At 73.5% G+C, this 22967-nt stretch carries 12 protein-coding genes; 9 read left to right on the forward strand and 3 right to left on the reverse strand.

Features of this window, described 5'->3' with window-relative positions; genetic code table 11:
• Positions 1–13 precede the first annotated feature (13 nt).
• Genes ACVTJA_RS11485 through ACVTJA_RS11505 form a run of 5 tightly spaced genes read left to right on the forward strand, consistent with a single transcriptional unit; the run spans position 14 to position 11975 of the window.
• Entirely contained in the window at positions 14–3238 is a 3225-nt protein-coding gene (locus tag ACVTJA_RS11485) for a tubulin-like doman-containing protein (protein ID WP_465836379.1), read from the forward strand.
• A gap of 13 nt (positions 3239–3251) precedes the next feature.
• On the forward strand, positions 3252–5621 hold the full coding sequence (locus ACVTJA_RS11490) for a hypothetical protein (protein ID WP_465836381.1): 2370 nt from the start codon (positions 3252–3254) through the stop codon (positions 5619–5621).
• Positions 5618–8383 carry a hypothetical protein gene (locus ACVTJA_RS11495; RefSeq protein ID WP_465836383.1) on the forward strand — a complete coding sequence of 922 codons (2766 nt, stop codon included), beginning with the start codon at positions 5618–5620 and terminating at the stop codon, positions 8381–8383. Before ACVTJA_RS11490 ends, ACVTJA_RS11495 begins: the two co-directional genes overlap by 4 nt.
• Before the next feature lie 33 nt (positions 8384–8416).
• Positions 8417–9811, forward strand: a complete 1395-nt coding sequence (locus ACVTJA_RS11500; protein ID WP_465836385.1) for a serine/threonine protein kinase — start codon at positions 8417–8419, stop codon at positions 9809–9811.
• 31 nt (positions 9812–9842) lie between these two features.
• Complete coding sequence (locus ACVTJA_RS11505; protein ID WP_465836387.1) at positions 9843–11975, forward strand: protein kinase domain-containing protein; 2133 nt, start codon at positions 9843–9845, stop codon at positions 11973–11975.
• 12 nt (positions 11976–11987) lie between these two features.
• Here ACVTJA_RS11505 and ACVTJA_RS11510 read toward each other — a convergent pair whose 3' ends face one another.
• Positions 11988–12920 (reverse strand): NAD-dependent epimerase/dehydratase family protein, encoded by a 933-nt coding sequence (locus ACVTJA_RS11510; RefSeq protein ID WP_465836389.1) that lies wholly within the window; start codon positions 12918–12920, stop codon positions 11988–11990.
• Positions 12917–13738, reverse strand: coding sequence for a lysophospholipid acyltransferase family protein (locus ACVTJA_RS11515; protein ID WP_465836391.1), 822 nt, complete (start codon positions 13736–13738; stop codon positions 12917–12919). Before ACVTJA_RS11515 ends, ACVTJA_RS11510 begins: the two co-directional genes overlap by 4 nt.
• A gap of 112 nt (positions 13739–13850) precedes the next feature.
• Here ACVTJA_RS11515 and ACVTJA_RS11520 point away from each other — a divergent pair, with 112 nt between their 5' ends.
• From ACVTJA_RS11520 to ACVTJA_RS11530, 3 genes are read left to right on the forward strand one after another with little or no spacing between them, the layout of a single operon-like run.
• The gene (locus ACVTJA_RS11520) at positions 13851–14807 is read left to right on the forward strand and encodes an ABC transporter ATP-binding protein (RefSeq protein WP_465836393.1); all 957 of its coding nucleotides are present in this window, start codon (positions 13851–13853) and stop codon (positions 14805–14807) included.
• Positions 14804–15832 carry an ABC transporter permease gene (locus ACVTJA_RS11525; protein ID WP_465836395.1) on the forward strand — a complete coding sequence of 343 codons (1029 nt, stop codon included), beginning with the start codon at positions 14804–14806 and terminating at the stop codon, positions 15830–15832. Before ACVTJA_RS11520 ends, ACVTJA_RS11525 begins: the two co-directional genes overlap by 4 nt.
• A gap of 14 nt (positions 15833–15846) precedes the next feature.
• Positions 15847–17337 (forward strand): methyltransferase family protein, encoded by a 1491-nt coding sequence (locus ACVTJA_RS11530; RefSeq protein ID WP_465836397.1) that lies wholly within the window; start codon positions 15847–15849, stop codon positions 17335–17337.
• Between the two features lie 10 nt (positions 17338–17347).
• Here the strand turns inward: ACVTJA_RS11530 and ACVTJA_RS11535 are convergent, their stop codons facing one another.
• Positions 17348–18880, reverse strand: coding sequence for a class I SAM-dependent methyltransferase (locus ACVTJA_RS11535; protein ID WP_465836399.1), 1533 nt, complete (start codon positions 18878–18880; stop codon positions 17348–17350).
• Positions 18881–18984: 104 nt separating this feature from the next.
• On the opposite strand from ACVTJA_RS11535, the gene ACVTJA_RS11540 reads away from it, so the two are divergent.
• On the forward strand, positions 18985–22884 hold the full coding sequence (locus tag ACVTJA_RS11540) for an SDR family NAD(P)-dependent oxidoreductase (RefSeq protein ID WP_465836400.1): 3900 nt from the start codon (positions 18985–18987) through the stop codon (positions 22882–22884).
• Positions 22885–22967: the final 83 nt, after the last annotated feature.

Genomic DNA, 22967 nt, shown 5'->3' on the forward strand with positions numbered 1-22967 from the left:
GGGGGACGACGCCTTGGGGCTGTTGGCTACGGAGAAGTTCAACCCGACCCTGTTCGTGGGCCTGGGCGGCAACGGCGGGAAGATCGTCCAGCTCCTGGCGCAGCGTCTGCGGCGCCATCCGAACTGGGAACGCATCCAGTCGATGACGCACTTCGTGGCCATCGACACGAACAAGGATGACCTGGACAAGCTCCGGGACGTCCCGCCGGAGAACCGCTTCCTCATCTCCGCGTTCGACCAGCGCGCGTACATCGAGCGCAAGCGCGGCCAGCGCGAGCTGCCGGAGGACCCGCTCGTCACGCAGTGGGTGCCCGCCAGCTACGGTTTCCGCGCCGCCCAGGGCGCGGGCGCGGGGCAGATCCGCATGGAGAGCCGGCTGCGGCTCTACTACAACCTGGAAGAGGACCGGCGCGGCATCCGCCGCACGCTCCAGCGCCTGCTCGACGAGTCCACGCGCCGAGAGAACCCGTGGCGTGACAACGAGAACAAGGTCGTCCGGGTGATGCTGTACGGCTCCGTGGCGGGAGGCACCGGCTCCGGCGGCTTCCTGCCCATGGCCTATCTGCTGCGGCAGATGGTGCAGGACGCGGGCTGGGGACGGCCGCAAATCGTCTCCATGCTGACGCTGCCCACCGCCTTCCGCGAGAAGGTGCGGCCCCAGCTCCAGGCGGACATCATGGCCAACGGCTATGCCGCGCTGAAGGAGCTGGAGTTCCTCAACCGCCAGCTCGACTACGCGGGCGGCACGGACTCGCTGGAGTTCCACTACGACCCGGGCACCCGCGACACGAGCCGCCAGTTCGTCGGCGAGCGCCCCTTCGCGCTGACGTACCTCATCGACCGGCCGGACCAGATTTCCATCGAGAAGTACGAGCACGCGGTGGCGGATGCCTGCTACGTGCAGCTCTTCTCGCCGCTGTTGGGCGCGCAGGCCGGCGAGTACGACAACTACGAGAAGCACCAGAAGAAGCTGGCCCTGGGCCACTTCTCCGTCCACTACGGCGCCTTCGGCACGGCGCTGCTCCAGCTCCCGCGGCGCGACATCCTGCGCTACGCGGGCCTGCGCTACGTGGCGAGCGCCTTCCGGCAGTTCCTCTGCTTCGGCGCGGACCACCCGGACTTCCAGGTGCCCTACGGCGACCCGGCCTTCCAGCGGCTGGACGTGCTGGAGAAGAACCGGCGCATCGACGAGAAGTTCAAGGGCTACGTCGCGTTCCGCGCGGGCGAGGAGGAGCGCCGCGACGAGAAGGGCCAGTTCTTCGGCATCCAGGCGCAGCTCGGCAAGGGCGGCAGGCCCCTGGCGGATGCGTTCCGTACGCGGCTGGAGGAGGTGTTCGGCCGGCTGGACGAGAAGATCGACATCCCGGACGTGGAGAAGCAGTCCATCAACCCGGGCAACCCGTCGCTGAGCCGGCCCATCGCGGTGCTGCGCCGCTCGAAGGACGAGTCGCGCGCCCGCGTGGTGGGCGAGTACCTGGAGGCGCAGCGCGGCGAGGTGCGCACCGGGCGCTTCTTCGAGACCTTCTTCAAGGACAACGAGGTCAACCCCATTGCCCAGCGGCTGTTCCTCATCCGCCTGCTGGAGCAGCCCTTCCTCGTCCCGTTCCAGGACCCGGAGGACGGCGCGTACCTCAAGTCGGACGTGGCGCCGCCGGATTTGGACAGCCCGGAGGTGCGGCAGGAGATTTCGCGGCTGGACGCGGAGATGGCGCGCAACGCGCAGCCGGGCCTGCTCAAGAGCCTGACGGACCGCGACAACAAGGCCTTCAGCGCGGCCAAGCTGCGCGCGGTGTCGCGGGTGGAGCAGTGGTCCAACGACTTCCGCGACGAAATCAAGCGCACCTTCTGGCGCGCCTTCGAGAGCGAGCTGCGAAAGGACGCGGAGGCGCGGCTGGAGTCGTTCCGCAAGGTGGCGCAGGTGGCGGACGAGCGCGCTCGTGACGCCGAGGCCCAGGCGGAGCGCTTCCGCAAGGACCCGGCGGCGGTGGACACGGGCTCGGACGTGGCGCAGTTCTACCTGGACGCGGAGGTGCTGCGGGATGACCGGCGCCGCGAGCGGCTGTGGCGCGAGCTGTACCTGCACAAGCTGGACAGCGACTCCAACTTCCGCGCGGCGGACATCTTCGACGCGGTGACGGAGGCGTTCAGCCCGGCGCGCGACGCGGACGGCCGGCTGCGCGCGCGGGACGCGGGGGAAATCGTCCAGAAGGTGCGGGAGCGGCTGGAGGCCCAGGCCACGGAGGTGTACGGCCGCGTGCTGAAGGACATGGGCCTGGACCTGGCGAGCGCGCTGGAGCTGGAGCAGCGCTACGTGGCCCTGCACCGCGCGGGCAAGGACCTGGAGGCGCTCAAGCGCACGGGCAAGCTGGACGAGGAACTGCGTGCGGTGCCGGCGCGCGACGTGCGCACCGGCATCGAGGACCGCTTCAAGCGGCTGGCGGAGGAGTGCGTGCTCCTGGCCCACGTGGACGCCACGCGCCGGGACGACCCCACGGTGGTGCCCGCGGACGTCTTCTACGCGGGACTGCACGAGCGCTACGCCAGCGACGAGGAGGGCGCGCTGTGGAACCTGCTGCGCGGCTCGGTGGCGGGGACGCAGCGGGTGGCGGGCTGGGAGGAGCAGGACGCGCTGGTGCTGTACCGCGCGCTGCTGGGCGTGCCGCTCTACTGGTTCCGCAACATCCAGACGGAGCTGTACTCCGCCTACAAGAAGGTGAAGGCGGACGCGAACCGCACGTACCCGCTGCACATCGAAGCGGCGTGGGAGGGCGACCCGGGCCTACCGGACCTGGACCCGGTGGAAATCAAGCGCGCCGAGGAGCGCCGCACCGCCGAGCGCGCCGCGCAGGCCGCTCGCCAGTCCCGGGACGCGCGGCTGCGCGCCTTCACGCTGTGCATGCTGTTCGGCAACATCATCCGCGACGAGCAGGGCTACCACTGGACCTTCGCGGGCACGCGCAACAAGCTGGCGCCGGAGCGGGCCCAGGCCTTCGAGTCCTTCGAGGCGATGGACCCGACGTTGAGGGCAGACCTGGAGACGAGCGCCCAGGACGCGTGGCGGCAGCGGACGGTGGAGCGCTCCGAGCGTACCCGGCTGCTGGAGGAGGCGCAGGCGCACCAGCGGCGGCTCACCGAGACGTACGCGCGGGCGGTGGCGGAGGGACGCGACGCGGAGAAGCGCTTCCTCCAGGAAGAGCGCGCGGTGGTCGAGTCGCTCCTGGCCGAGCTGAGGGCGTGAGTTGAGCGGCGCCGTGGCTTACCCCACCGTGCTGGTGGGACTGGGGCGGTTCGGCCACGAGGTGGTGGACCGGGCGCTGTTGTCGCTGGACGCGGACGAGTCGCTGCTGGCCCCGCTCAAGTGCGAGGCGGGCTCGGCGGTGGCGGCGGGGCTCCATCCGTTGCTGGAGGACCTGCTGCGCGCCGGGCGTGGTGGAGGCGAGCGGAGGGACCCACGGCTGGACGTGGTCGTCTTCGCGGCGGCGCTCCAGGTGGGTGACGAGGACCTGCTCACCGCGTGCGAGGACGCGGCGAGGCTGGTGGCGGAGGGCTACGGCTCCATCTTCCCGCCGGACCGGCCGCCGGAGCAGCGGGCCGCGGCGATGCACCTGGTGGTGCAGGTGCCCGCGCTGTCGCACTCGCGCGCGGCGGTGGCGCTGTCCCGGCTGGCGGCGGTGGAGGCCTGGGCGCGAGGCCGGCCCGCGTACCCGCTGCTGTCGCGCATCTGGCTCGTGGCCCAGCAGACGACGGCGGGCACGTTGACGTCGCAGGAGCTCGTGGCCACGTGCGCCGCCTTCGGCGTGGCCCTGGTGGGCTCCGGACTGCGCACCGAGGAGGGTATCGCGCAGCGCATGGCCCACCCGGCGCATGGGGAGGGGCTGCTGGGCTTCGTCTCGGTGGCGTCCGCGGAGGTGCCGGAGGCGCGCGTGCGCGAGTACGCGGAAGCGCGCGCGGCGTATGACGGGCTGGGCTCGCTGGTGGCGCGGCTGGAGCCGCCCCGGGTGGACGCGGCGCTCGCCGAGGGGACGGCGGCGGCGCTGCAACCGGAGAAGTGGCTGGCGCCTCTGGTGGATGGCGAGCCCGCGCAGCGGTGCCGGCGCGAGGCGGCCTCGCTGGCGAACGTGCCTCGCGAGCTGCCGGCCATGGACGTGCGGGTGGGGCCCTTCGATTCGGCCGCCACCCTGCGCGCCCGCTATCCGCTGCTCTTCGAAGCGGGGGACGCGGCCCGGCCTTCCACGCGCGCGGGAGACGTGCGCCGCGAGGAGCTGATGCGCGCGCTGGACGCGGCCGAGTACGAGGTCGCAGCCACGGTGGAGCACGGGCTGCGAGGAGCCTTCGACCAGGAACTGGGCCCCACGTCGGGACTCGTGCGGCTGCGCCATGTCGAGGCGGGACTGGAGGGGCTCGCCGCCCGGCTCAAGGACGCCCGGGCGTGCGAGGCGGCCGCGAATACTGGCGCGGAGATAACGGGCGCTTCCCCGGGGAGCGCGGCGGCTCCTGCGGCCACGGAGGCGCTGGAGCAGGCCGTGAAGGCGCTGCCCGAGAGGAGGCAGGCGCTGGCGACGGCGGCGGCGCTCTTGGCCGCGGTGCTGTTGGCGGCGGTCGCCACGGGCCTCGCCTTCTCCACGCCGGCTGTTACCACGGCGGGTGGCGCGGGGCCGTCGACGCTGGTGGTGGCGGCCGCGACGGCGCCCACACAGGGCGCGGCGGTGGACTGGACGGAGGTGTGGCCGTGGCTCGGCGCGCTGGTGCTGGCGCTGGCGGCGGGCCTGGGAGGTCTGGTGCTGGCCGGCTACCCGGCGCGGCGGCGGGTGCGGCGCGAGCTGGAGGCCCGGCGTGAGGCCCTTGCCGCGGCGGCGCACCAGCGCGAGGGGAGCGAGGTGGGGCGGCAGGCGGAGTCGCATTTGAGGGTCCGCCGGCTGCGCGGCCTGCGCGGGGCCCTGCTCGCGGTGGAGGGCGCGGCGGAGCGATTGTGGCTGGCGCGGCGGACAGTGCGGGAGGCCCGGGACAGGGCGCGCCAGCGGATGGGCACGCTGGGACTGACACCGGCCACCGAGGCGCGGCAGGACGACCTGGGGCCGCTGCTGGGGGCTGGAGGACTGCTGCACGTTCCGTTGCTCCCGTCGCCGGTGCTGGCGCGCCAGGTGGCCGCGTGCCGCGAGGTGGCGGAGGAGCGCGTCTGGGCGGACCGGCTGCTGGAGGGGACGTGGCCCGCGGGCGGGCTCTTCGAGGGCGCGCCGTGCGGCGACGACGCGCGCATCGGCGAGCTGGCCCGCCGTCAGGTGGCGCCGCTCGCCCGGCGCAGCTTCTTCGAGGACGCGGAGGCCGCGCTGGCGATGCGGGACTCGCTGGCGGACTTCGGGACGCGCGTGGGCGCGGTGCTCGCGCCGCCATGCCAGCCGCTGGACGCGCAGGGAGACCCGGTGGTGGGCACGCGCCAGGGAGAGGGCTTCGTGCTGGCGCCGGCGGCAGGCCGTGAGGTGATGCAGGACGCGCTGCGCGACATGCCCTTCCGGCTGCCGGTGCTCTGGTCTCCTCGGCCGGCGGCCCGCGTCGTCTTCGTGCGGACGTGGGAGGGACTCACGGTGGAGGACGTGGCGCGCGGCGCCCGGGGGCTGTCATGAGCTTGCAACCCGTGCCGCTGCCGCTGCTCCTCGTCGTGGCGCTGTGGGCGCTCGTCCTGGCCACGCCCGTGCTGGCGTGGGTGCTGTCCGCGCTGCTGGTGGGCGGCGACGCCGGCACGCGCTGGCACCGTGCCGCGCTCCCGGTGGGGAGGACGGTGGGCGTCACGCTGGCCGCCGTCGTCCTGGCGCGACTGCTGGAGGCGGCGAGCGGTGCCATGCAGGATGGGCCGCTCGGCTGGCTGCGTGCGCTGGACACGGCGCTCACCGGCAACACGTCGAGGCTGTGGTACCCGCTGCACGCAGTCCTGATGCTGGCGCTGGCGCACGCCGTGCTGTTCCTCATCGCGGCGCCCATCCTCGCGCTGCGCGAGCGCAACCGGCGGGGCGAGCCCTTCCGCGTGCCGCTGGCCTCGCCGCTGGCGGTGGCGCTGGTGGGCGTGCCGGTGCTGTCCCTGGTGGCGCTGCACGGGCCCTATCTGCAGGACCGGCCGGGCCGCGTGCTGCTGGACCTGGCGTCGGTGCTGCCCATGGTGTGCGTGGCGCTGGCGGTGTGGACGCGCTCCGAGCGCGCCGCGCCGGTGGTGGCTTCCACGGCCGTGGCCGCGAAGCCCGTGACTCCCGTGGAGGTGGCCGCGCTCTGGCAGCGCGTCGGCGCGGTGGAGGGCCGGGCGCGTCCGCTGCTGGCCACGCCGGGTGTCGTCGCGTCGGGTGTCGCGGCGGCGGATGGCACGTCGCGGGCCTGGCAGGCAGCGGGCGGCCTGGGGCCCGCGCCTCGCGCGCTGGAGGACGTGAGCGCCGCCTGGCGCGAGCCGCGCCAGGGCTGGTTGGTGGGAGACCTGCCGGACCCGACGGAGCGCCACTTCCTCGCGGCGTGCCTGGCGCTGGCGCTCCAGCGCGAGGGGCTGACGTGCCTGGTGGTGGCGGACGCGCCGGAAGCGCTGCGCGACGCGGTGGAGGAGGCCTTCGCGCGCCTGGGGCGATGGCCGCCGGGCGCGTTGGTGGCGGGGGCGGGCGAATTGCGCGACGCGCTGGTGGGGCACCGCATGCCCGCGGCCGTCTTCCTGGACGTGGAAGGGCTGTCCTCGGAGGGCATCGCCGCGCTGGGCGGCGCGAGCGACGGCTGCGGCCGGCTGTGGGCGCGCTCGGTGGGGCTGGTGCTGCTGTCCCAGGTGGACCGCGGCACGCCACTGGCTACCTCGCACCGCATGTTCACGCTGCGCCGCCTCGGGCTGGCGCTCTCCAGCGCGGGCTCGCGGTGGGGCGTGCTGGCCACGGGCGTGGGCGGTGTCGGCACGCGCTCGCTGGTAGAGGGCATGTTCCCCGGCTTCCCGGTGCGCGAGGTGCCGTACGCGCCACGCGCCGCCGCGCAGGTGCGTGCGTGGCGCGTGGCCCCCGGCTTCCGGGACACGCCGGGGACGCCGTGGGTGCGCCGTGCGTTGGAGCCGGTGACGGCGGCGGGCCTGCCCGCTTCCGTGGGAGACCCGGGCGGCGCCTTCGACCGGAGCGCGGCCGAGTTCTGGGGCCGCGACGTGCACTTCACGCGCGACGTCTCGCTCGCGGGGGCCGCGTCCGTGGCGGACCTGGGCGAGGCCTGGCTGGTGGCCGCGTACCGCGCGCTGCCGCACCTGGCGCCCCTGCCGGGTGGAGGCGCGCATGATGCGCTGTGGTCCCTGCCGGACACGCCGCTGGTGCGCTTCCTCCTGCGCGACAGCAACCTGGAGGGCCTGGCGCGCAACGGCATGCTGCCGCCGCCCCGGCCGCTGGTGGGGCGACACAACGCCTCGTTGGCCAACGCGCACCTGAAGGCGGCGCTGCGCGAAGGGACGCAGGACTACGCGGCCCTGGCCGCCGTCTTCGGACGCTCGCGGGTGGACGCGGCGCTCGGCCAGGGCTTCCGCGCCGAGCGCCACGCGGTGCGCCGGCCACCGGGACAGGACGAGGTGGTGCGCAGCCCCGTCATCCCCGCGATGCCCTCGGCGGTCGGACACGGCGGCCCGCTGCGCCGCACCGTGAGCGACCAGGTGGTGCACATCGTCGACGGGCAGGGCGGCCAGCAACTGCTCGAGGTGGACCGGCTGCTGGTGGACACCCGCTTCTATCCGGGCCGGGTGTTCGCGGTGGGGGACGCGCGCTACGAGGTCCCCCTGAATGCCTACGACACGAAGCGCGGGGAGATTCGCGTCCACCCGGTGCCGCATGACCGGCCCCTCACGCGGCCCCAGCTCCAGATTCGCGTGGAGGCGGCCAGCGTCGTGGAGTCTCCGCAGACGGTGCACAGCGGACGGACCACGTACCAGGTGAGCACGGTGGAGGCGACGGTGGTGGAGCGCGTCACCGGCTTCATGCAGGTGGGCCGGCCGGGCCGCGTGGACATGGGTGAGGTCACCTGCCGCTACCGCACGCGCGTGCGGGCCCTCCTCTTTCCTTCGGGCGGGACAGCGGCTGCGCTCTTCCACCTGGCGCGCTCGGCGGACGGCGTGCTGCTGGCGCACCTGCTCGCCGGGGACGAGGACATCGAGGTCGTTCCCGTGGGGCCTGGGCTGTACGCCGGGGCGCCCGCGGGCGTCGCGGTGGTGGACCGCCACCTGCAGGGCATGGGTGTGGCGGAGGCCATGGACCTGTCGCTCATCGACGACACCTTCAAGTGGGTGCGTGCGCTGCTGGCCGGTTGCGGATGCGCGCATGGCTGCCAGGCATGCACGCCCCAGGACGTGCTCGATGCGGGGCCGGACAAGGCGGGCGTGTTGGAACTGCTGGGATAGACACGCGGGGCTGGCGCTCGCGGGGAGATGGCAATGAGTGGCACGGAGGAACTGCAGCCGGGGACCCAGCTCGACGGCCGGTACGAAGTCGTACGGCTGGTGGGGCAGGGGGGCATGGCGGCCGTGTACGAGGTGCGCCACCTGGGGCTGCACAGCACGCACGCGCTGAAGGTGCTGAACTCGGACCTCGCGAAGGACCCGGAGCTGCGCGGCCGTTTCCTGTCGGAGGGGCGCATCCAGGCGCGGATGCGCCACCCCAACATCGTGCAGGTGACTGAAATCGTCACCACGCCGGTGGCCGGGCTGGTGATGGACTTCGTCGAGGGCCCCACGCTCGGGGACCGCGTCCACCAGGAGGGCGCGCTGAAGCTGGACGACGTGCTCGCCGTCTTCCTGCCCGTGCTGGACGCGGTGGAGGAGGCGCACAAGGCCGGCGTCGTCCACCGGGACCTCAAGCCCGACAACATCATCCTCGGCCGGGACAGCCGGGGCCGCCTGCAGCCGAAGGTGACGGACTTCGGCATCGCCAAGCTGCTGCGCGACGAGGAGCTGCACAACAAGCAGCGCACGCGGGCCGGCGCGCGCATGGGCACGTTGCTGTACATGAGCCCGGAGCAGGTGCGGGGCGCGGAAGAGGTGGATGCGCGCTCGGACATCTTCTCGCTGGGCGCCATCCTCTACGAGGTCGCCACCGGCAAGGTGGCCTTCGCCGCGCCGAGCGACTTCGGCACCATGAGCCGCATCGTGGAGGGCACGTTCGAGCCGCCCGAGCGCGTCGTCGGTGGACTGCCGCCGGTGCTGGCGGGCTGCATCCGCAAGGCGCTGGCGGTGGACCCGGCGGAGCGCTTCCAGGACTGCGCCGCCTTCCGCGTGGCGCTGGAGTCTGTGAACGACCCGGCGGCGCAGGCCCCGGCGAAGCCCTCGCGCTCGTACGCGGTGACGAGCCCGGGCGTCGTGGGCACCATGAACGCGCCGCAGCCGGAGAAGCACGCCGCGCCCCCACCCCGGAACGAGCCCGCCGCGCCCGCCTACTCGACGGCCGCGCCCGCGCCTCCGCCCAGGGTGCAGCGCCCCCTGGCTTCACCGGTCGCCGAGCGTCCGCCGGGAGTGGCTACGGTGGGCACCGTGGCGGTCCCCGCGGTGATGCCCCCCCGTCCAGGGGCCATCGCGCCGACGCCGGGGGCCTCGCCCATCATCGCGGCGCTGGCGAGCTTCTTCTGCATCCCCGGTGTGGGGCAGCTCTACAACGAGCAGATCGCCAAGGGGCTGAGCCTCATGGTGACGTGGCTCGTGCTGGTCTTCGGGTTGACCGCGGCGGGCGGGCCCTGTCTCGCGCTCACCATGAACCTGCTGTTCGCCATCGACGGGTATCTCATCGCCGGCAAGCGCAAGCGCGGGCAGTACGTGGGGGCCTGGGAGTTCTTCTAGCCAGCACGGGGGAAGACGCCCGAGGAGGAGCATGATGTTGCAGCCGGGAGTGGTGGTGGAGCCCTACGAAATCGAGCGCGAGCTCGGTGGCGGGGGCATGGCTCGGGTCTACCGCGTGCGCCACCGGGTGTTGGGGAGCGTCCACGCGCTGAAGGTGCTGGACCCGGAGCTGACGGTGAACGCGGAGCTGCGCGCGCGCTTCCTGGAGGAGGGGCGCATCCAGGCGCAGCTGCGTCACCCGAACATCGTGGCGGTGACGGACCTCGTGGTGGCCCCGGGCGTCGCCGGGCTGGTGATGGACTTCCTGGAGGGCCAGTCGCTGGAGGCCTTCATCGAGTCGCGCGAGGGCCGGGCGCCATCCCCCGACGAGGTGCGCGACATCTTCCGGCAGGCGCTGGCGGGCGTGGGCTTCGCACACGCGCAGGGCTACGTGCACCGGGACCTGAAGCCCTCCAACATCTTCCTCCACGAGGTGCACGGCGACCGGGTGGCGCGCATCCTCGACTTCGGCATCGCCAAGGCACCCGGCGCGGAGGGGAAGCGCGCCACGCGCACCGGAGCCCGGCTGGGCACGCCGCACTACATGAGCCCGGAGCAGGTGAAGGACCCGAGAGACGCCACGCCCCGCTCGGACATCTTCTCGCTGGGCGTCACCCTGTACGAGCTGGCGACGGGCAAGCGTTGCTTCGACGGGGACAGCGAGTTCCTCATCATGAGGAGCATCGTCCAGGCGGAGTTCCTTCCCCCGGAGCAGGTGCATCCCGGCATCGACCCCGGCCTCGCCGCGGTCATCCACAAGGCCATGGCGCCGGAGCCCGCGCAGCGGTTCGCCACATGCGAGGAATTCTCACAGGCCCTGGACGCGCCTGCACCCCGGCCGGTGATGTCCATGTCGCAGGTGAAGGCCGCGCCCGAGCCGAAGCCTCCTCCGGCGGCGCCTCCCGCCGTGGCGCGTCCCTCGCAGAAGGTGGCTGCCGCAACGGAGGTACGGCCCGTGCCACCTCCCGAGCCGAAGGCGGTGGAGCGCCGCTCTCCGCTGAAGTCGGCTCCGCCCGCGCGTGCGGAGGAGCCGCGTCCCGTCTCGCGGGGCCTGTCCAGCGAGGCCAAGGGAGCGGGGCTGCTCGGCCTCTTCGGACTGTTGTTGCTCATGCTGTGGCTGCGGCGCTCGGAGCAGACAGCAGCGCCCGCCAAGGCTCCCGCCGCGACACCGGCTCCCGTCACCGCGCCGGTCCCCAGTACCACCACGCCGCGCACCAACATCAATACACCGGGCCCCACCACCAACACTCCAGCCCCGTCCTCTGCGCGCCCCTCGGCCGCGAAGTCTTCACAAGCGTCGAAGGTCCCCGTCGCGACGCCCCCGGTGATGCCGCTTCGCGAGTCCCCTGCGGTTCCTGCCCCCAGCCCGCGCGCCGAGCCCGCCTCGGCGCGGCTGCGCGTCGAGGTCCGCCCCGATGCGGGCGCGCGCATCGAGGTCACGAATCCTCGCGGGGAGCAGCGCTTCCTGGCCGCGGCATCCTTCGTGGACGAGCAGGCGCTCGTGGGGCGGTGGAAGGTGAGGGCCACCGCGCTGGGGCACGAGCCCCAGGAGCGCGACATCGAGGTGAAGGAGGACACGGTGCATCTGGTGAGGCTCACGCTCGCGCGTGCGGCCGCCCGGCCCGAATCCGTCCCGGAGCCGGAGGCTCCCCCCGAGGAGGCTCGGGCTCCATCATCCGAAGCATCCCCCACGAAGCTGCGTGAGGAGCCGCCCCAGCCACACGAGGCCACGGCGCCCGAAGCACCCGAGCGTGGGGCGCCCGAGCGCTTCGTGGTGCAGGGCCCAACGGTGCGTGACACGCGGACGGGGCTCGTATGGACGCGGCGACTGTCCGACAACGCGTACTCGTGGGAGGAGGCCCAGCGCTATTGCGGTGCGCTTGTCGTCGACGGCGGCGGCTGGCGCCTGCCGGAGCGAGGCGAACTGGCGGAGCTCGTCAGCGACCCGGGCGTGCGCAATGCGCTGTACCAGGCCCTCTCCGGAGCCATCGGAGGCAAGGTGTGGTCCGCGACATCGTTCGGGGGCAACAGCTTCGGGCAGGTGGCCTGGACGGCCCACCTCGGCACGGGCGGCGTGGAGGGACTGCGGACGTCCCTCCCGATTCGAGCGCTCTGCGTGCGCTGAAGCCCCGGCGCCTCAACCGTGAGGCAACGGCGCCGACTCCCGGTACATGCGCAGCATGTCCGCGACGCTGTACTTGTATTCGAACCCCGTCGCCTCCAGGAACCGGCGGTTGTCCACGACGATGGGGAAGCGCAGGTGGTCCAGCGCGCCCACGGACAGCCTCGGGAACCCTCCGCGCCCCAGCAGCATCCGCAGCACCGGTGCCGGCAGCGGCACGCCCGTGCGGCCCGTCTCCCTCACAATCACAGAGAACGGAATCGGCGGCGGTCCCGCGACGTTGTAGATGCCCCGCAGCTCCCCGGTCAGCGCGAGCACCAGCGCCGCCACCACGTCCTCCTCCTGGAGCACGTGGAACAACGGGTCATACCCCAGCACCAGCGGCACCCGCCGTCCCTTGAGGAACGACGCCAGCGTCCCCGTGCCCGGCGTCCCCAGCGTGTACGGCAGCCGCAGAATCGCCGTCGTCACCTTCGGCAGCCGCCACAGCGCCGTCGCCGCGTACAGGTCCGCGGCCACCAGGTCCGCCAGCTCCGGAATGGCCTCCAGCGCCCGCGGCGGCTCGTCCTCCGAGTGGTACAGCGGCGAGTCCGCCGCCGCCCCGTAGAACGTGTGCCGCCCCACGAAGAGCATCTGCTTCACGCCGTGCGCCGCGCAGTGGTCGAACACCGCCTTCGTGCCGTCCAGGTTGATGCGGCCCCGCTCCGCGCCCTGCACCGTGAAGGCCGTCACGGTGGCCATGTGCACCACCGCCTCCGGACGCCAGCGCCGGAAGACGTCCTCCGCCGCCCGCTTGCGCACGTCGCCGCGGAACACCTCGATGCCCAGCTCGCGCGCCTCCTCCCACGGGCGGATGTCCACTCCCGCCACCTGGTGCCCCGCCTCGTGCAGCCGCAGGGCCAGCTTGCGCGCGATTCCTCCCGCGATGCCCGGAATCAGCACCCTCATGGCAACAGCCTCCTGCCCGACCGCCGGCCGTGGCGCTCCGCCCGGCCCCGCTCGATGAGTCCCGCGATGCGCGCCTTCACCTTCGCCACATAGCCCTCGATGACGTGGTCCTCTTCGTCCCCCGTCCCGTGGAAGACGAGCGGCTCGCCGTAATGGATTTCGAGCTGCACCGGAAGCGGAACCGGAAACAGCCACGGCGTCACCGGCACGTACGGCACCCCCATCAGCTTCCCCAGCGCATACGCGTTGAACACCGTGGGAATGGCCGAGCCGCCGCCCAGGAAGGCGAAGGGGATGATGGGCGAGCGCGTCTGCAATGCCAGCCGCACGAAGCCCGTGCCGAAGTCCACCAGCGAGTAGCGCTGGTTGTACAGCTTCGCCGTCCCGCGCGCGCCCTCGGGGAAAATCATCAGCAGCCGGTCGTCCTCCAACAGCCGCTTCGCGTGCTCGGGCAGCCCGGTGAACTGGCCGGTGCGGCTGGCCCACAACGAGCTGATGGGGAACTTGTGGAGGAAGCGCTCCACCATGCCCTGCGACAGCCGCGGCGGGTCCATCTCCAGCATCGTGGAGGCGAGCACCATGGCCCCGTCCACCGCCACGCCGCCCGAGTGGTTGCCCACCAGCATCCCCCGGCCTCGCGCGGGGATGTTCTCGATGCCGAAACACTTCACCCGGAAGTAATACCGGTACAGGACGGAGAACACCTGGAGCGCATGCAGCACGTGGCGCTTCGAGATGCCGTAGGGGTCCACACCGTACTCGTTGAACGGCAATTCCAGCCGTTCCACCCGCGCTTCCAGTGAGTCGCTCTGGGACACGGGGAGGGACCGTAGCACCCTCGGCACGGGGCCGCTGCATTCCCGCCAGCACGGAGTGGGCACCGGACAATCGTTACGCCATACTGGCCGTCCACCCCTCGCCCCCCTCTCAATGACTCCCAAGGACGAGCTCGCCATCGAGGTGAAGGGCCTGGTCAAGCGCTTCGGTGACGTGGTGGCCGTGGACGGCGTCGACCTGGACATCCGCCGGGGCGAGTGCCTCGGTCTGCTCGGCCCCAACGGCGCGGGCAAGACGACCACCGTGGAGATTCTGGAGGGGCTCCAGGACGCCACCGCGGGCGAGGTGAAGCTCCTGGGGATGAGCTGGAAGCAGGACGCCCGGGCGCTCCGGCGGCGCATCGGGATGACGCTCCAGGAGACGCGGCTGGTGGACCAGCTCACCGTGGAGGAGATGGTCCGCCTCTTCGCGTCCTTCTACCCGCGCCCCCTCGACGTGGAGACGCTCATCGGCATGGTGCAGTTGGGCGAGAAGCGCCACGCGCGGGTGGGGAAGCTGTCCGGAGGCCAGCGGCAGCGGCTGGCCCTGGCGCTGGGGCTGGCGGGCGACCCGGACGTGCTCTTCCTCGACGAGCCCACCACCGGCCTGGACCCGCAGTCGCGCCGCTCGCTGTGGGACGTGGTGGCCCAGCTCAAGGCGCGCGGGCGCACGGTGGTGCTGACCACGCACTACATGGACGAGGCCGAGGTGCTGTGCGACAGGCTCGTCATCATCGACCACGGCCGGGTGATTGCGCGGGGCACGCCCCGGGACATCATCGCCTCGCTGGGCGCCGAGCAGGTCATCGAGTTGGAGGCGGACCCCGCGCCGGAGCCGGAGCGGCTGCGTCCGTTGCCCGGCGTGGTGACGGCGCAGCGGCACGCCGACCGCATCACCGTGCGCGTGCGCGAGCTGCACCTGTCGCTGCCGGCGGTGCTGCGAGAGGTGGAGGCGGGGGGCGGGACGCTGAAGCACCTGTCCACCCGCCGTCCCACGCTGGACGACGTGTTCATCGGACTGACGGGCCGCTCGCTGCGCGAGGGCGAGGGCGAGGAAGAGAAGGCGGCATGATGGGAGCCCTGGGCCAGCTCGTGCTGATGCGGCTGCGCATCCTCTGGCGTCAGCCGGACGTGTTCTTCTGGACGTTCGTCTTCCCCGTCATCGTCACGCTGGTGCTGGGACTGGCCTTCCGCAACGAGGCGCTGCCGCCGGTGCGCGTCGCCGTGGTGGACGGGCCGGAGGCGCCGACGCTGGTGGCGCGGCTGGAGGGCGTCCCCGAGCTCCAGGTGCAGCGACTGGATGCGGAGGCTGCCCGGCGCAAGCTGGCGCGCGGGCAGGTGGCGCTGGTGCTGCTGCCGGGCGCCTCGCCGGAGGCGCTGGTGGACCCGAGCCAGCCGGAGGGTCGCACCGCGCGGGTGCTGGTGTCGCAGGCGCTCGCGGCCAGCGGGGGCGGGCCCCGCCTCGAGGCGCTGAAGGCCACGCCGGTGGAGGAGCCCGGCAACCGCTACGTCGACTTCCTCGTCCCGGGTCTGCTGGGCATGTCCCTGATGTCCACCAGCATGTGGACGCTGGCCAGCTCCATGGCGTCCATGCGCGGGGGCAAGCTGCTCAAGCGGATGGCGGCGACGCCCATGTCCCGCTTCGACTTCTTCCTCGCCTTCATCCTGGCCCGCGGCCTCTTTGGACTGGTGGAGGTGCTCTTCTTCTGCGCCTTCGCGCGGTGGCTTTTCGGCGTGCCCATGTTCGGCAGCTACGTGCTCTTCATCGGCATGGGGTTGCTGGGCGCGCTGTGCTTCGCCGCGGTGGGGCTGATGGTGTCCGTGCGGGCGAGCTCGGAGGAGAGCGTCGGAGGGCTCGTCAACCTGGTGATGATGCCGATGATATTCATGTCCGGCGTGTTCTTCTCCTCGGAGAACTTCCCCGGCTGGCTCCAGCCCTTCATCCACGCGCTGCCGCTCACGGCGCTCAACGACGCGCTGCGGGCCATCATGCTGGAGGGTGAGGGCGCGCTCGCGCTGGGCTTCCCGCTGGCGGTGATGCTCGTGTGGACGCTGGTGCCCCTGCTGTTGACCGTCCGCTGGTTTCGCTGGAGCTGACAGGAGCCTGCCCCATGTCCGAATCCACCGCTGCCCCGGCCTTCGTCCAGCGCCTGAACTTCCACGCGCGCGACGCGAGCAACGAGTCCGCGGCGTTCCAGGCGGCGCTCTCGCTGGGGCTCCTCGCTCACCTGCCGGAGGTGGGCACCGGCGACCCCGTGCCGCTGGACGCGCTGGCGCGGCTGTCGGGCGGCACACTCCGGGGCACGCGCGCCGTCATCGAGCCGCTGGTGGCGCTGGGCTTCGTGCACCTGGACACGGGACGTGGCTACGCGCTCCCCGCCACCACGGCCGCCTTCCTCCGGGATGAGGGCTTCGTGGCGCGGCTGCGCGAGGCGGCGCGCTGGTGGCACGTAGCCGCGAAGCTGCCGGAGGCCGTGCGCACCGGCACCGCCGTGACGTGGGCGGATGGGACATGGGATTTGCTCGGCAGGTACCGCGCGCTGTTCCTGGGGCCCGACGTGCCGGCGCCGGGCGCGGAGGCCGCGGACTTCCATGACCGGCTCGCACGCAACTTCCTGCGCACCCAGGCCCTGGTGACGGCCGCGGAGCTGGGGCTGCTGGAGCGCCTGGTGTCCGGGCCCGCGCCGCTGGCGGAGCTGGCGCGCGCGGTGGGTGCGTCGCCAGAGGGGCTGAGGGTGCTGCTGGAGGTGCTGGCCACGCTCGGCATCACCCGCGGGGACGCAGGGGCGTGGGGCTTCACGGAGGCCGCCGGCCACGCGCTGGACGCGCAGAGCCTGCCGTACTTCCAGCGGGCGCTGCCGGCCACCATGGCCTACTGGGAGGCCTTCGGACATACGGACGAGGCGGTACGCGAGCGGAAGTTCCGGTTGGACCTGCGCGAGCCGGAGACCGCACGCCGCATCTACCAGGAGAATGCCTCGCGCATCTCCAGCATCTTCGCCTCGCACCTGCGGCTGAGCCGCAAGGCGGCCGAATTGGTGCGGAGCATGCGCCCGCTGGCGGGGGCTCGGGTGCTGGACGTGGGCACCGGCTCGGGCGTGTGGGGCGCGGCCTTCGGGCTGGCGGACGCGGCCACGCACGTCACCTTCCTGGACTCGCCGCACGTGCTGGACGCGGTGCGCCCGCACCTGGCGAAGCTGAAGCTGGAGGCGCGCTCGCGGCTGTGGGCCGGGGACTGCCTGGACGTGGACTACGGCGAGGCCGCGTACGACGTCATCCTGCTGCCGCAAATCATCCCCGCGTTGCCGCCCACGGAGCTGCCGGGCTTCTTCGCCCGGCTGGCGCGCGCGCTGAAACCCGGCGGCGTGCTCCTCATCTCCGGCTACCTGCTGACGGACCGGCGCGACGGCCCGCTGGACGCGCTCTACTTCGCGCTGCGCCGGTACGTGTCCAACGAGGGCGACGTGTTGTCGCTGCCGGAGTTCCGCGCGCTGCTGACGCCGGTGGGCCTCACCTCGGCGCGCGCCTTCGACATGCCCATTCAACAGGTCGTCGTCGCCCACCGCGGCGACGTGCCCTGGCCAGAGGCGGCACCCCGCTGAGGCGGACGCTTCAGCCGGCGCGCCGGCCCGCGGGAGCCGGCGCGGGCGCCAGCTCGGTGGGGAGCACCACGCCGGGACGCGCCGCGAGCAGCAACTCCTGCGTCGGCAGCGGCAGGCACACCATGGAGGTCAGCCCCACGTCCGCCAGCAGCCGGCGGTACTCCGAGGCCGAGAGCAAGTCCCCTTCATTGGTCATGAAGCGCCGCAGCCCGAAGTAGAGGTGGTCCTCAGGGCCGTCCCTCCGCTCGTGGAGCACGTACTCGGCGATGACCAGGATTCCGTCCTGGCGCAACGCTCTCGCCGCGCGGCCGAGCAGGCCGGGCACGTCCTCCGGCCGCAGCACGTTGAGCACCTGGGGCAGGATGACGACGTCGAAGTCCGCCGTGCCGAAGTCCTGGGTGAAGAGGTTGCCGGGCCAGAAGCGGGCCCTGTCCGAGACCTTCAGGCCCTCCACGTTGCCCCGTACCTGCTCCAGCACCACCTGCTGGTCGAAGTAGGTGACGTGCGTGGTGGGCGTGGCCCGGGCGAAGGCGGCGCCCCACACGCCGGAGCCGGTGCCGATGTCCAGCACCGCCGCGCCCTCCAGCGGACGGGCCCGGGCCACGGTGGCAGCGGCGCGCCGGCTGAGCTGGAAGTGCGAGGCGAACACCGCCGTAATCTGGCTCGAGTTGTCCGCGTAGAAGCGCTGGCTCACCTCCGGGTCCTTCAGGTCCAGGAAGAAGCGCTCGTGGCGCACCGTCTCGTCCAGTCGCTCCAGCGCCTCCCAGTAGCGCGCGGTGACGGAGAGCGAGCGCAGGAGGTAGTCCAACGCCTTGCCCTCCAGGAGCTGCCGGGCCTCGGCCGTCAGCGTCCAGGTGGCCCCGTCCCGCTCGCTGATGCCGAGCGTCTCCAGCACCTCCAGGAGGAGGCGCAGGCCCGGGCTGCTCATGTAGGTGGCCGCGCCCAGCTCCGACACGGAGTGGGGCTTCGACACGAGCGCCGCCAGCACGCCCAGGCGGCCCGCGGACAGCAGCACCTGCGTGCGCGCGGCGCTGCGCGCGAAGCGGTCGAAGAAGTTCTCCGCTGCTGTTTCCGTCGAAGGGCCCGCGGGCGCCGGCGCCAGGAAGAGCTCCCGGAAGTGGCCGAGCACGTCCCAGCTCCGTCCTCCGTGGGCAAGGGGCTCGCCGCGCTTCACCGCCTCGTCGAGCTGTCCGCACGGGCCCCACCACGGCAGCTCCGCGTCGAGCCGTTGCCGGAAGCCGGGCTCGCGGAGGAATGCCGCCACCGGCGCCGGAAGGGACAGCGCGCCCGCGTCGTCCGCGTGGACGAGGCCCAGGCATACCAACAGCTCGGCGAGCGCGCGGATGCCACGGGCCGTGCACCCGGTGCGCTCCGCCAGTGCCGCCACCGTCACCGCGGGCGCCGCGTCCTTCACGGGCAGCGTGTCGAAGAGGCCCACCTGGAGCGAGGCGCGCAGCAGGGCCGACTCGTTCGAGGCGTTGCGGGCCCAGAAGTGGAGGGACTGTGCCAGGGGGCGGCTCGCGGCGCGCTGCGGGGCGGTCATCGACACCTCGTCCGGGGAGGGGCGCGAGCTTCGCCCCTCACGCGCTGGGGCGCAACCTCACGGGGCCCCGGTTTCCCCAGCGGGCCGTGCGGTACGATGGCGGCATGGCCCCTCCAACGAACGTCGCCCTGGATGCCGAGCAACTCCTCCGCGGAGACGCCCGCGTCCAGGACGTCTGCATCGTCGCGGAAGGCGCGTCCGCCACGGCGTGGGTGGTGCCGCGCCGCGCGGTCCGCGCCGACGTGCTGGACGCGCTTCTGCGCGAGCACCTGGGCGAGGCCGCGCCGGGCGTCGCGTTGCTCGACGCCATTCCCCGCCTGGACTCGGGCGAGGTGGACCTCGGGGCCCTCTCACGGCTGCGGCCTCCCACGCCCGCTGCCCTCGAGCGGTTGGAGTCGCGGCTGCGGCAGGCCGGCCACGAGGCGGTGGCGATGGCAGGTCCCCGGGTGCGGGACGAGCGACACACGCCGCTCGATGAATTGCTCCCCGCCGCGCTGCTGCCTCGGGCGCGGCCGGCCTCCACCGTGCCAGCGCCCCGCGTGGCGTCCTCCGGTGCCGGGACGGCGCTGCCCTCGCTCCTCGACGGCGGGCCCGCGTGCCGGCCCGAGGGCGAGCCCCGGACGCTGGGGGCCATGCTGCGCAGGGCGGTAGCGCTCCACCCGGAGGGCACCGTCACCTTCCTCGACGTGGACGGCCGGCGTGAGGTGCTGCGGTTCGCGGACCTGTGGCGCGACGCGCTGCGGCTGTGGAGTGGCATGCGGGGGCTCGGGCTGAAGCCGGGGGACCGGGCCGTCCTGGTGACGGAGCGGCCCGTGGACGCCATCCGCGCCTTCTGGGCGTGCACGCTGGGCGGCGTGGTGCCGGCCCCGCTGGCCTGGCCCGCGTCGCTGGAGCGCTCGCACCCCACCTTCGCGCGCGTGGTGTCCGTGGCGCAGCGGCTGGGCGGGCCGCTCGTCCTCACCACCGCCGCGGCCACGGGCGCCCTGGAGGCCGCCGGGCTTCGGGCCGTCGCGCTCGCATCGCTGGAGGGGAGCGGGGAGGAGCAGCCCTGGGAGGCCGAGTCCGGCGCACCGGCGCTGATGTCCTTCACCTCCGGGAGCACCGGGCTGCCCAAGGGCGTGGTGCTCACGCACGACAACCTGCTGGCCATGTGCGACTCGATGATGGCGGCGGGCTGGTACACGCCACGGGACGTGGGGATGAGCTGGATGCCGCTGGACCACGTGGCGGGGCTCGCCTACTCGCACCTGCTCTGCGTGCGGGCCCGCACCTCGCACGTGCTGGTGGCCCGGGATTACGTGCTGGCGGACGTGCTGCGGTGGATGGACCTGCTCACCGAGTTTGGAGGCACCCATAGCTGGGCGCCCAACTTCGCGTTCGGGCTGGTGGCGGACCGGCTGGAGCGCGGGGAGCGCCGCGCCTGGGACTTGTCCCGCGTGCGGGTGCTCAGCTGCGGGGGAGAGCCCCTCGTCGCGCGGACGCTCCGGCGCTTCACGGACGGGCTCGCGCGGGACGGGCTGCGGCAGGACGCGGTGTGCCCCGGCTGGGGCATGGCGGAGACCACCTCCTACTTCACACAGACGCGGGGGGTGAGGACGGCGGGGGAGGAGTCGTATGTGGAGCTGGGGCCGCCGCCGGCGGGCTCGGCCCTGCGCGTGGTGGACGACGCGGACGCGCTCGTCCCGCGGGAGACGGTGGGGCACCTGCAGGTGCGCGGCGCCGCCGTGCTGGGCGGCTACCTGGATGACCCGGAGCTCAACGCCCGCTCCTTCACCGCCGATGGCTGGTTCCGCACGGGCGACCTCGCGCTCGTGCGCGGCGACCAGATGGCCATCACCGGGCGCGAGAAGGAGGTCCTCATCATCAACGGCAACAACATCTATCCCCAGGAGATAGAGGCGGTGGTGGAGGAGGTGCCGGGCGTCCTGCCGACGTACTCCGTGGCCTGCCCCACGCGCATGGGCTGGGCGCAGACGGACGAGGTCGTCGTCTTCTTCGTCCCCACGCCGGACGCGCCGCCGCTGGAGTCACTGCTGCACGCCATCCGCGACGCCGTGGGGCGGAGGCTGGGCCTGCACGTCGCGTGGCTCGTGCCGCTCGCCCGCCAACAGGTGCCGCGCACGGAGCTGGGCAAGCGCGGGCGCACCGAGCTGCGCCGGCGGCTCGAGTCGGGAGACCTGGCCGCGGAGCGCCGCGTGGCGGAGCGGCTCCTGGGAGGCCCCTTCGCGCTGCCGCCCTGCCTGGCGGTGCCCCGGTGGCTCCCGCGGCCCCTGCTTCCGACGGGAGCGCGGGAGGGCGGGGTGCTGGTGGTGGGAAGCGAGGCCTGGGCGGCGGCCCTGCGCGAAGCGCTGCCCGGTCGCGAGGTGCGGCACGTGGTGCCGGGCCCGGAGGCCGGGGCGGCGGTGCGCGCCCTCCTCGCTCGGGAGCCGCGCGTGCAGGACGTGGTCTACGTGGCGAGCCGGGGCCGCGACACCTTGGACATGGACGCACTGGAAGCCGCGGTGGCGCCGCTGCTCGCGTGCGTCCGGGCGCTGGAGTCGCCCGTGCGACTGCGCGCCGCAGTCCCCCACCCGGCGGGAGCCCGGCCCGCGGAGGCGGTGGGCCTGCTCGTGCCGGGCCTGCTCGCCTCGGTGGCGGCGGAGGTGCCCGGCCTGGAGACGTCGCTCGTCTGGGTGCCGCACGACGTTCGCGAGGCCGCCCGCGCGGTGGCCGTGGAGCTGCGGGGCGCGAGCGCGGCGCGCGAGGTGTCGTGGCAGGAGGGGCAGCGCCGCGAGCGCGCCTACGCGCCCTGGTCGCCCGCGCCCGTGGAAGCGCCCCGGAGGCTGCGACAGGGCGGCCTCTACGCGGTGACGGGGGCGCTGGGCGGCCTGGGGCAGGCCTGGGCGCGCCACCTGCGGCGGGCCCTGGGCGCGCGCCTGCTGTTGTTGGGGCGCAGGGCGCGCGACGCCTCCGCCGAGGCGCTCGAGCGCGAGCTGGGCGACGCCCTGTACCGGCCCGTGGACGTCACCGACGCGGCAGCGCTCCAGGAGGCGCTGCGTGCGGCCGAGGCGCACTTCGGCCGCGCCATCGACGGCGTCTTCCACTTCGCGGGGACGCTCGAATCGCGGCCCCTCCAGGAGGAGACGCCGGCCTCCATCGCGAGCGCCGCGAAGGCGCACGTGCTGGGCGCCGTGCGGCTCGCCGAGGCGCTGCGGGAGCGGCCGGAGGCGCCGCTGGTCCTCGCCTCGTCGCTGATGGGGACGGTGGGCGCGGGCCTGCACGCGGGCTACTGCGCCGCCACCGGCTTCACGGCCCGCTTCGCGGAGGCCCTCGCGGCGGAGGGCCGGCCCGCGGTGGCGGTGTCCTTCAGCTCCGTGCGCGACACAGGCATGGCGCGCGGGCTGACGGCTTCGCCTCCGGGGTACCGCGTGCTGGAGGTGCCCCAGGCACTGGCGATGCTCGGCCTGGCGGTGGAGTCGGGGCTGGCGCACGTGCTGGCGGGGGTGGAGGGCACGGCGGTGCCGTGGCGCCCCGTGGGACTGGGCGCGGGGGAGCCTCTGGAGCAGCCCCACGTCTACGTCGAGGCGGGCTCCGGCGCCCCGCCACCCTCGGAGGTGGAGGGCGCGGTGGTGCACGTGCTGCCCGCGCTGCCGCGAGGGCCCGCGGGGCAGGTGGACCGGGAGGCGCTCCGCGAGGAGCTCGCGGGCAACGCGGGACGCGCTCCCACGGGGCCGATGGAGGAGGTGGTGGCGGAGGCGTTCCGCGACGTGCTGGGCGTGGCGGTGATGGGCGCGCACACGGACTTCTTCTCGCTGGGCGGCAGCTCGCTGCAGGCCACCCGCGTGCTCTCCCGCATCCAGGAGCGCACCGGGCTGCGACTGCCGGTGACGGTGCTCTTCGAGCACTCCTCCGTCGCGAAGCTGGCCGCGCACGTGCGGCGCGTGGTGGACCCGGCGCAGGTGGATGTGTCGCAGCTCTCCGACGCGCAGGTGGGCCTGCTGCTGCGCGTGCTCCAGGCGGACTGAGGCCTCGGGCGCTTGTCTTCGCTCGAGCCGCGTCCCTACACTCCCGACTCCCCCGACACGCCCCTCATCCAGGTCTTCCCAGG

The sequence above is a fragment of the Pyxidicoccus sp. M6 genome (assembly GCF_055568925.1).

Excerpts from the sequence above, each read along its gene's own strand:
- ACVTJA_RS11495 (WP_465836383.1), top strand. The coding sequence starts at position 5,618 with ATGAGCTTGCAACCCGTGCCGCTGCCGCTGCTCCTCGTCGTGGCGCTG.
- ACVTJA_RS11500 (WP_465836385.1), top strand. The coding sequence starts at position 8,417 with ATGAGTGGCACGGAGGAACTGCAGCCGGGGACCCAGCTCGACGGCCGG.
- ACVTJA_RS11505 (WP_465836387.1), top strand. The coding sequence starts at position 9,843 with ATGATGTTGCAGCCGGGAGTGGTGGTGGAGCCCTACGAAATCGAGCGC.
- ACVTJA_RS11510 (WP_465836389.1), bottom strand. The coding sequence starts at position 12,920 with ATGAGGGTGCTGATTCCGGGCATCGCGGGAGGAATCGCGCGCAAGCTG.
- ACVTJA_RS11520 (WP_465836393.1), top strand. The coding sequence starts at position 13,851 with ATGACTCCCAAGGACGAGCTCGCCATCGAGGTGAAGGGCCTGGTCAAG.
- ACVTJA_RS11525 (WP_465836395.1), top strand. The coding sequence starts at position 14,804 with ATGATGGGAGCCCTGGGCCAGCTCGTGCTGATGCGGCTGCGCATCCTC.
- ACVTJA_RS11530 (WP_465836397.1), top strand. The coding sequence starts at position 15,847 with ATGTCCGAATCCACCGCTGCCCCGGCCTTCGTCCAGCGCCTGAACTTC.
- ACVTJA_RS11535 (WP_465836399.1), bottom strand. The coding sequence starts at position 18,880 with ATGACCGCCCCGCAGCGCGCCGCGAGCCGCCCCCTGGCACAGTCCCTC.
- ACVTJA_RS11540 (WP_465836400.1), top strand. The coding sequence starts at position 18,985 with ATGGCCCCTCCAACGAACGTCGCCCTGGATGCCGAGCAACTCCTCCGC.